This is a genomic window from Okeania hirsuta, assembly GCF_003838195.1.
Classification (GTDB): domain Bacteria; phylum Cyanobacteriota; class Cyanobacteriia; order Cyanobacteriales; family Microcoleaceae; genus Okeania; species Okeania hirsuta.
On sequence record NZ_RCBY01000322.1, the window covers coordinates 1 to 6,619 of the forward strand.

7 protein-coding genes and 1 pseudogene are annotated in these 6,619 nt (G+C 37.4%); 4 read left to right on the plus strand and 4 right to left on the minus strand.

What is annotated here, in order from left to right:
• The first annotated feature begins 14 nt into the window (after positions 1–14).
• A complete protein-coding gene (locus tag D5R40_RS29180) occupies positions 15–143 on the plus strand; it encodes a DUF2237 family protein (protein ID WP_445974454.1) in 129 nt (42 codons plus the stop codon).
• A 132-nt stretch (positions 144–275) separates the two neighbouring features.
• Here D5R40_RS29180 and D5R40_RS29185 read toward each other — a convergent pair.
• The 4 genes and pseudogenes from D5R40_RS29185 to pstS form a co-directional block, all read right to left on the minus strand.
• Positions 276–449: pseudogene (locus tag D5R40_RS29185) on the minus strand (alpha-isopropylmalate synthase regulatory domain-containing protein); the annotation flags it as partial.
• 125 nt (positions 450–574) lie between these two features.
• Positions 575–940: a DUF2237 family protein gene (locus D5R40_RS29190; protein ID WP_124146633.1), complete on the minus strand. Its 366-nt coding sequence runs from the start codon at positions 938–940 to the stop codon at positions 575–577.
• A 314-nt stretch (positions 941–1,254) separates the two neighbouring features.
• The gene (locus tag D5R40_RS36375) at positions 1,255–1,437 is read right to left on the minus strand and encodes a hypothetical protein (RefSeq protein ID WP_124146632.1); all 183 of its coding nucleotides are present in this window, start codon (positions 1,435–1,437) and stop codon (positions 1,255–1,257) included.
• Between the two features lie 138 nt (positions 1,438–1,575).
• On the minus strand, positions 1,576–2,613 hold the full coding sequence (gene pstS / locus D5R40_RS29200; RefSeq protein WP_124146631.1) for a phosphate ABC transporter substrate-binding protein PstS: 1,038 nt from the start codon (positions 2,611–2,613) through the stop codon (positions 1,576–1,578).
• Positions 2,614–3,075: 462 nt separating this feature from the next.
• Here pstS and D5R40_RS29205 point away from each other — a divergent pair, with 462 nt between their 5' ends.
• From D5R40_RS29205 to D5R40_RS29210, 3 genes are all read left to right on the plus strand, one after another.
• Positions 3,076–4,038, plus strand: a complete 963-nt coding sequence (locus D5R40_RS29205) for a hypothetical protein (RefSeq protein ID WP_205127490.1) — start codon at positions 3,076–3,078, stop codon at positions 4,036–4,038.
• A gap of 149 nt (positions 4,039–4,187) precedes the next feature.
• Positions 4,188–4,310 carry a hypothetical protein gene (locus D5R40_RS41590; protein ID WP_275670431.1) on the plus strand — a complete coding sequence of 41 codons (123 nt, stop codon included), beginning with the start codon at positions 4,188–4,190 and terminating at the stop codon, positions 4,308–4,310.
• 479 nt (positions 4,311–4,789) lie between these two features.
• A complete protein-coding gene (locus D5R40_RS29210; RefSeq protein WP_124146630.1) occupies positions 4,790–5,614 on the plus strand; it encodes a squalene/phytoene synthase family protein in 825 nt (274 codons plus the stop codon).
• The last annotated feature ends 1,005 nt before the right edge of the window (positions 5,615–6,619 follow it).

Sequence of the window (6,619 nt, forward strand, 5' to 3'; positions counted from 1 at the left end):
GCGATCGCTGGTGTTTGTGTGCGTCTCGTTGGAAAGAAGCTCTAGATTCTGGAGTTGCACCACCAGTAGTTTTGTCAGGAACTCATCAAAAAGCATTAGAAGTAGTACCTTTGGAGGTTTTGCAGGAACACGCACTTATTTAGGTGGTAGGTCTGAGTTATAGCAGTCGAAGGAAAGGTTAGGACAGGTCAAAAGCTTAAAACTCAGACAAAGTAAGATTTTTCCTTATTCCCTCTTTCCTCTTCCTTCTTCCCTCTTCCCTCTTCCTTCTGCTACTACAAAACCACACCTAATGCAGTTTCTTGAGATTGACTTTCCAACATCAAACCATACTCTAAACTTTCAACAACCGCCTGATAAGAAGCATCCAAAATATTAAAAGAAACCCCAAGAGTCGTCCACCGTTGCTGACCATTACTAGACTCAATTAACACCCTAGTTTTAGCAGAAGGAAGAGGGAAGAGGGAAGAAGGAAGAGGAAAGAGGGAATAAGGAAAAATCTTACTTTGTCTGAGTTTTAAGCTTTTGACCTGTCCTAACCTTTCCTTCGACTGCTATAACTCAGACCTACCACCTAAATAAGTGCGTGTTCCTGCAAAACCTCCAAAGGTACTACTTCTAATGCTTTTTGATGAGTTCCTGACAAAACTACTGGTGGTGCAACTCCAGAATCTAGAGCTTCTTTCCAACGAGACGCACACAAACACCAGCGATCGCCAGGTTTTAAACCAGGAAAAGAATATTCTGGTCTAGGTGTACTCAAATCATTACCACGACGCTTAGTAAATTCCAAAAATTCTGCTGTCACTGCTGCACAAATAACGTGGGAACCAAAATCTGATGGTCCAGTCTGACAAAACCCATCCCGATAAAATCCAGTCATGGGAGAAGTACAGCAAACTTCTAGCTTTTCACCTAATACATTTAGTGATTCTATCATTTTAAAATAGTTCCCCTTAATTTAGTTCAGTTTTTCAGTTTACCAGAGAGATTCACTTTAGTACTTTGGAAGAGAGGGAGTAGGGAGTAGGGATTAGGGAGTAAGGGGAAAGAATTGATAATTTCTGTGCGATAATTAATTTGATTTTTTATGATCACCAGATGTCTATTAAATAGGGTGTTTTGATGGGCGATCGCTACTTTTTTGTCCTGTTCAATAGATATCTCCGGAAAAGAGGGAGTAGGGGGAAAGAATTGATAATTTCTGTGCGATAGTTGATTTGATTTTTGGCGTTGGTAATTTGAGGCATGATATCATGTCCGGATCAGAGCGCGATAGAAGTCCATGACCTTTACGCGACCAAAAAACTTTCTCCTTCTATTCCTCTTTCTTCTCTCCTGACTCCTGACTCCTGTTCCCCTCCTGGGAGGGGGAGGGGCGAGGGGTGGGTTGACTCCTAAGTAATTAAGATTAATATCATACACGCGCTTTACCAACGCTAATTTTTTATTATCGGAGATTCCTAATGAGGCACACCTATCTTTGATTTCTATTCTATTCCCTATTCCCTGTTCCCTAAAAAAAACGAATTTTGTACCTCACTCTTTTTGGGAATTGCTATAGCTCAAGTCTGATTATTGATTTGCTACTTGAGTTTCAACTTTCTCAAGTATTTTTGCACCTATAGCTTCTGGAACACGAGTATACTCAAGAGTATTGTTCAAGTTTTGACCTTCCTGTAAAACCCAATTGACCATTTTCTTAACTGCAGTTGCTTGATCTGAAGTCTCATAATTTTCCTTAACTAATAACCAGGTCACTCCAACTATGGGGTATCCATCATCAGGGTTAGCTTCGTTAGCAGGGGTAAAGTCTTGATAAAATCTCAGTCCGGATAATGCAATATTCGCCTCTTCGAGAGTAGGTTCGACAAACCGACCCTGTAGGTTCTCCAGCATTGCTGTTGACAGGTTGTTTTGACGAGCAAAACTGTCCTGTACATAACCGATCGCCCCTTCAGTTTCTTTCACTAAAGCAGCTACTCCATCATTTTTGTCACCTTTGAGGGGATTTTTTGGCCAATCAGGTTTTCTGGATGCACCCACTTCTCGACTAAATGTTGGACTTGCAGCACTCAGATGCCTGGAGAAAATGAAAGTTGTACCACTACCATCAGCTCGTACTACAGTTTTAATAGGTAAGTCAGGTAGGTCAACTCCTGGGTTGTCTTGAGCAATTCGGCGATCGTTCCATTTAGTAATTTTACCTGCAAAAATATCTGGCAATACCAACTGAGATAGTTTGAGTTCAGTAACTCCTGGCAAATTATAAACTACTGCTACAGCACCTCCTGCGGTAGGTACCATAACTACTCCTTTTGGCATTTGTTCTATTTCTGCTGCAACTGGTGGCGCATCTGTACCTGCAAAGTCAACGGTATCTGAAATAAAACTCTCAATACCTTTGCCACTACCCACAGAATTGTAATTTACTGTAATTCCTGTATCTTCTTTTAATTTTTGAAAGTAACGCTCATACAAAGGAGCGGGGAATGATGCTCCTGCACCTTCAATAGTTTGGGCGATGACTTCACCAACAGTGCCAAGTGAAAGAGTAACTGCTGCAACTGTAACTGTTAGAGCATGGTGCCAAATAGTTTTTAATAAAACCATATATGAGCCTCCAGAAAAATCTAATTATTTATAAGTCTCTAGTTTATTAATATCTCTAGATAATAACGAGGATAGAAGTTTGAATACAATAGACTTTATTTATCTTACTAAATCTTTATATTACTATATATTAATATTTTTACATAGACACCATAGACGATAATTTAATTAGATAATATTGTCAAGATTTTGCCAAAATTTTAATCTCTTGTTAACCTTAGTCAAAAACTTTTATTCTGTACTCTCTATTACCTGACTAAAAAATATTTTAGCCTGAAACTAATAGACATGTCCAAAAATCAAAAATAAAATCAATTATTATCCATAAATTATCAATTATTTCTCCCTATTTCCTATTCCCTGACTTCTGCCAGAAGTCTAATAGTTCTCCAAATCAACATCTTCATCATCTAAACTGTAGTTATTATTATAGTTCAAGATATTAGGATATATCGACAAAATATGAACAGTCAATATATATTTATGTTGGTTGGATTTTTATTAGCATCATATTCGATTGTAGCTAACGATGCTATACAAACCCTTGGCACATTTTTAAGTTCTAATTCTCAGCGCCCTTGGTGGGTATTATGGCTGTTTATTTGCTCCGTTTTGTTAGTAGTTTTTTTCTATGGCTGGATTACTAATGATGGAGATGTAGCTTATGGGCGTTTGGCAGAATTTCCTTTTCCTGAAAATTTTAGTTGGATTTATATAGTTCCTCCTTTCGTACTTCTATTTTTAACAAATTGGGGAATTCCTGTTAGTACCACTTTTCTAATTATCACAGTTTTTGCTCCTAGCAATCTCATCAGTATGCTGACTAAATCATTTTTTGGCTATGGGTTAGCTTTTGTCACAGCTATACTTATTTATAAATTCATCACTAAAGCTTTAGAAGAGAAATTTCTAAGTACAGCAGACAAAGAAGCACCAATTTATTGGGTGATTTTGCAGTGGGTATCAACAGCATTTTTGTGGAGTCAATGGTTAATTCAAGACTTGGCAAATATCTTTGCATACTTGCCACGAAATCTTGATGCTTCAATGCTATTTTTTTCCATGTTTGTGATGTTAATTTTACACGCAATTATCTTTTACAGAAATGGTGGTGCAATTCAACATATAGTTACCAGTAAAACTAATACTCAAGATATTCGTTCGGCAACAATTGTAGATTTGATTTATGGATTAATCTTATTATTATTTAAAGAATGGAGCAAAATGCCGATGAGTACAACTTGGGTATTTATCGGTCTTTTAGCTGGAAGAGAAATAGCAATAGCTCACAATTTCCAAAACCGCGAAATGAAGGATGTAGGTAAGATTATTTTTAGTGACGCTTTAAAAGCTTTTGCTGGTTTAGCGGTTAGTATTGTTATTGCCTTTGGACTTCCTTTTCTAGAAAAAATGATTAGCAATTAAGTTATGGCAGGGAACAGGGAATAAGGAATAGGGAATAGCGGTTCGACCCCCCAGGTTGTGGCAAGAAGTCGGAACGAAGTGCCACCAGGTTGCGCCTGAGTCGGAAGTTTTGCTAGCAAAATAATCTCAAATTTCCTGCCAAAACTTTGTTGAAGAAGGAGACAGGAGACAGGAGACAGGAGACAGGAGGAAAATTACATGGGGATTCGCTCCCCCAAGTAATGCGTGAACACCCTGTAGACGGTGGGGTATTAAACCCACAAAGAAAATGATAAACTATCCAAATGTGAAATCATCAGCGTCACACACCGAAAATTAAAATCTAGATGGTGCGTTAATGAAATGTAACGCACCCTACTGGACTTACTGACTCCTCAGAAATAATACCATTTCTCAAAAACTTTTCTACATTTTGTTGAGTAGGGGACCCACCCCTAACCCCTCCCAGGAGGGGAAATAGGGGAGTGGGGGAGAAGCAAACATAAGAATAATTAGGAGGTATTCGGAAAAATTGTCCCAAGATTGTTCTGCTAAAGCGGAGATTTGCGTCATAAATGGCCATTCGCCCCTACAGGTTTTTGTTTATGACGTGAGGTCATCAACCTGAAAAGCGCTGTATAGCATTCTAAGCAAAGATTAGGACATATTAAAAGCTTAAAACTCAGATAACGCAAGATTTTTCCTTCTTGCTTCTTGCTTGTTACTTCCTTCTTCTGTTATAAACCAAAAATAGCCGTGAGGAGTGAAATAGATGAACAGACCTGAAGATAAAGATGCCTTATATATATTAAAAGAAACAAGTCGTACTTTCTATATTCCTATTAGTCAATTACCATCTGGGCTAAAAGAGGCAGTTACATCGGCCTATCTTTGTATGCGTGCCATTGATGAAATTGAGGATCATCCAGATTTAGATAGCTTCACGAAGGCAAAATTGTTGCGAAAGATTAGTTTACTTTTACAAGAAGGAGTTAACCATTCAAGTTTCCCGAACTTTTCCGCAAAGTTAGACTTGAATATGACTAACCTACCAGAAGTAACAAAAAGAGTAGGAGAATGGGCAATACTGGCTTCAGATACAATAGCACCCAGGATCTGGGATGTAACAGCAGCAATGGCAGACCGGATGGCTTATTGGGCTGAAAATAATTGGGCAATTCACACTGAATCAGATTTGGATCGTTACACTTTTAGTGTGGCAGGTGCAGTAGGTTTATTACTTTCCGATTTATGGAGTTGGTATGATAATACTAATACTAATCGTACTCAGGCAATTGGATTTGGCCGTGGTCTACAGGCAGTAAATATTCTTCGTAACCATTCAGAAGATTTAGTTAGGGGCGTAGATTTTTTTCCTAACGGTTGGGTTGCCAAGGATATGCAAGCTTATGCTCAACGTAATCTATTATTAGCTGATTCTTATACTAACTCTCTTCCTTCAGGACCTGCTCGAAATTTTTGCCAAATTCCTCTGACTCTTGCTCATGCTACTCTGGATATTTTAACTATGGGGCAAGAAAAGCTGAGTCGTTCGGAAGTGATGGAATTAATTTATCGTTGCAATAATTCTGCTTAATATTCTTGAGTGTCTTATGATTGCTCAATTCCAGCCAATTAAATATCGATATTAGATAATTTGGATACAAATTCCATGAGAGTTTAGTAGTATCTATAAAAATATAGTTAAGTGCTAGACAGTACAAACTTCTGGGAAAAATTATTACTAGCTAAAGCTTTCGGCGCTCTCAAGGTGACAAACCATATTATATATTATAGAAAGTTTATTTGCTGCAAGCCCTTTTCAGTAACACTTTCAGCTTTGAGATTACAGTACTTTGCGCGGATGGTGAGGTATACTTGAAGACTAATCTCTCTTCCCTATTTACTAAGGAATGAGGATTTATTAACTTCCAAATTTCCTGCACAGAAGCATTTGAGTACCATACTCCTAGCCAAAAACTGTGGATCTTATTTAATTCTCATTTCTAAGGCAATAAAACTTTGTATCTAACTAACTCTGAAACTCCTGTAAGTAATATTTTTAGAATAACTTTGTAGTCTTTAGTCTGTAAGGTAGGATTGCTCAATTCCAACCAATTAAATATTGATCTTAGATAATTTGGATACAACTTCCATGGGAGTTTAGTAGTATCTATAAAAAATAGTTAAGTGCTAGAGAGTACAAACTTCTGGGAAAAATCATTACTAGCTAAAGCTTTCGGCGCTCTCAAGGTGACAAACCATATTATAGAAAGTTTATTTGCTGCAAGCCTTTTTCAGTAACACTTTCAGCCTTGAGATTACAGTACTTTGCGCGGATGGTGAGGTATACTTGAAGACTAATCTCTCTTCTCTATTTACTAAGGTAATAAAACTTTGTATCTCTACTAACTCCGAAACTGCTGTAAGTAATATTTTTAGGTAGTTGTGTAGAAGTAGTGATTTGTGCATTTTTACTCCTTACTGTGAAAGGATTTTACTTATAAATATCACTACATCTACAGGACTACCTATTTTTAGAAGAACTTTGTACTCTTCAGTTAACTGCTAAAACTCAAAAAAATATCTCGAGAAAAAAAAA

Coding starts and splice junctions, on each gene's coding strand:
- D5R40_RS29190 (WP_124146633.1), bottom strand. CDS start 940: ATGATAGAATCACTAAATGTATTAGGTGAAAAGCTAGAAGTTTGCTGT.
- pstS (WP_124146631.1), bottom strand. CDS start 2,613: ATGGTTTTATTAAAAACTATTTGGCACCATGCTCTAACAGTTACAGTT.
- D5R40_RS29205 (WP_205127490.1), top strand. CDS start 3,076: ATGAACAGTCAATATATATTTATGTTGGTTGGATTTTTATTAGCATCA.
- D5R40_RS29210 (WP_124146630.1), top strand. CDS start 4,790: ATGAACAGACCTGAAGATAAAGATGCCTTATATATATTAAAAGAAACA.